Annotated in this window: 1 protein-coding gene; it reads left to right on the top strand. The window is 37.2% G+C overall.

The window, feature by feature from the left end:
• Positions 1 to 2,900 (top strand): PAS domain S-box protein (locus tag E1171_RS03470; protein ID WP_155204102.1); only part of this gene is annotated, 2,900 nt, incomplete at both ends.

Below are 2,900 nucleotides of genomic sequence, written 5' to 3'. Positions count from 1 at the left end.
TTAATGATCAATTTTGAGCATTTATATGAAAAGTTTGCCGATGCAATTTTGATCCATGAGGGAAATAAGGTTTCTTTTTGTAATGCTGCAGCTGTTAGATTTTTTAAAAGTAAAAATGCTAAACAACTTATAAAATCATTTCCTGAAGACCTTTCCCCTCTTGATCAGCCCGATGGAGTTTCATCCATTGAAAGGTGGGGTCTTATTTTACAACAGGTGATTCATGATGGGGGTGGTCGGTTTGAATTTTATTGCCAAACTTTAGATGGAAAACAGTTTTGGGGGGAAGTTACTTTTTCCCTCATTCAAGAAGAAGGAGAAGCTTCTGTTTTTGCAACCTGCTGGAAGGATATCAGCCATTTAAAAGATTTGGAGCAAAATTTACGAGACTTTGTACAATCTTCTCCAGATGTCACTTCACGGATCGATAAGAATGGAAAGTATTTATACATCAGTGAAAATATAGAAAAAAGAACAGGTATTTCCGCAAAGAATTTTATAGGTAAAACTTCACTTGAGTTAGCTGAGTTTTTTTCCGAGCCGTTAGCAAAAAAATGTTATAGAGCTCAAATGGATGTTTTGAAAAGTGGAAAAGAAAAGCGAATTGAGTTTATGTCTCCTTTTAAAAATAAGTGGGTGGATTATTTCATCTTACCACAAAAAAATAAAAAAGGAGAAGTAGAATCTATTATTACATTTTCCAGGGATATTACCGCTATTAAGGAATTCGAAAAAGAGCTTCGTTTTAAACAGGAACAATTCGACTTTGCCCTTGATTTTGCCAAATTGGCCTATTGGGAGCTTTCTCTTGATAGTAGAACCTTTCTTTTGACACAGCAGTTGGCCAATCTTTTAGGTTATGCTCCCCCCAAAGAACCCAGGATCCTTCATTTGTATGATTTTATTGAATCCAGAGTTTTAAAAGAGGATCAAATGAGAGTGCAAGAAGAATGGGGAAGAATCTTTAATAGGGAAGTGGAAAAGATTTTTCTGGAGTTTCGCATTAAAAAAGGGGAAGAAGTTAGGTCTTTAATTGCTAGTGGAATAGTTGTGCACCTAGGGGAAGGGAAAGAGGACAAAATGTATGGTGTGACTCAGGATATCTCCCACCTAAAAGTGAAAGAGGAAGATTTAAAGGTGAAACAAGAACTCCAGACCTTGACCTTGGAATTTGCACAATTGGCTTTTTGGGAAACAACTCTTCCTGACAATATGTTAAAGGTAGACTTTTCCCTGGCCAGTTTATTTGGAATTCCCTATCCAGGAAAAGTGTTTTTTATGCCTCTGGATGAATTTGTTCGGAAGTATATGTTAGAGGAAGATCATGAAACGGTATGGTATAATTATGGTCTTCTGTATTATGAAAAGGCAGAAAAGGCTTCTGCCCAGTTTAGGATAAATAAAAATGGAGAAATCCGACAGTTAAAGGCCAGTGGGATATTGGTAAGGGATGAGAATGGGAAGGCTAAAATGGTTTCTGGTGTGACTCAGGATTTTACTGATTTTAAGCAAACCGAGAATGAATTAAGGGATAAACAGGATTTGCTCACCCTGACGTTGGATTTTGCCCGTCTGGCTTATTGGGAGGTGTTTCTTCCCAAAACCGTATTTAGGGTAGACTTACCAACCTCAAAAATATTCGGGATCCCAAAAACTCACCTGGGATCAGAGATGGGGGTGGAAGAGTTTTTTCAAAAATATTTTTTGGAGGAGGATATTAATAAGGTTTGGGAAGATATTGGGCCATTATTTTCTGGAAAGGAAGATCGGGCATCAGGGGAATATAGAATTAAAAAAGGGGGAACAATCAGATATATAAGAGTTACTGCAATTCTTATTCGGGATGAAAGAGGAAATCCCCAAAAGGTCTCTGGTTTAACTCAGGACATCTCTGATGTTCGTATTAAAGAAGAAGAATTAAGGATGTATAAAGATAAGCTGGAGGTGTTAGTGGAACAACGAACTGCTGCTTTAGCTAGGAGTCAGGAGTATTTTAAAGTAGCTATGCAAATGGCTCATATTTGGAGGTGGCAATATGATATTTCAGCTAAGGAAGTAGCTATAGATGAGGAATTTGTTAAAATCTTTAATTTATCCTTAGATAGGAAAACCGAAGAAGGTCAAGTGGTAATTCCCTGGAAAACTTGGGTCAGTTTAATTTACCCAGAGGATTTGCCCGCTTTTCTGAAAAATATTAGGGAAACAGACGAATTAAAGAAGGGGCCCTTTAATGATGTAATGTGTCGTTTTATGCTCCCAAACGGAGAGCTGATGAATGTTTACTTTAGGCGAAGACCTATTTTTGACCCAAATACTGGAAAGCAGATTAAGCGGTATGGGATTGTCCAAGATATTACAAATATTCGTCGCATGGAACTGGAAAGGGAAAGGTTGCAACGAATCATTGAGTCTACATCGGATATTATTGTGATGGTCGATTTCGAAAGAAATCCTATCTATATCAATCCGGCGGGACTTAACTTTTATGGCTTAAATAGTTTAAAAGATTTCGAACTTCTATTGGAGGAGGAGGAAAAACAGAACATTGCTCAATTGATTCTTCAGGAAGGAATGGAGCATGCCTTGGATAAAGGGTTATGGAATGGGGAAAATAAATTGGTAAACAAATATGGAGAGACCATTTCAGTCTCTCAGGTGGTGATCGCTCATAAAACTTCGGAAGGGGATATAGATTGTTTTTCTACCATTATTCGGGATATGAGTGAGCAAAAGGAGATAGAAAAGGAATTGTTATTTAAAAATAAGGAGTTGGATACCTTCCTTTATAAAACTTATCATGATTTGCGTGGACCTGTAGCCACCCTTAAAGGCTTGGAAATAGTTGTAAGGCATGACATAAAGAACCAGAAAGCTTTAGAACTTTTTGAGATGTATGATAT

Source organism: Xanthovirga aplysinae (assembly GCF_009711365.1).
GTDB lineage: Bacteria > Bacteroidota > Bacteroidia > Cytophagales > Cyclobacteriaceae > Xanthovirga > Xanthovirga aplysinae.
Note: the sequence above shows the minus strand (reverse complement) of the source record. Positions and strands in the feature narration are given on the sequence as shown.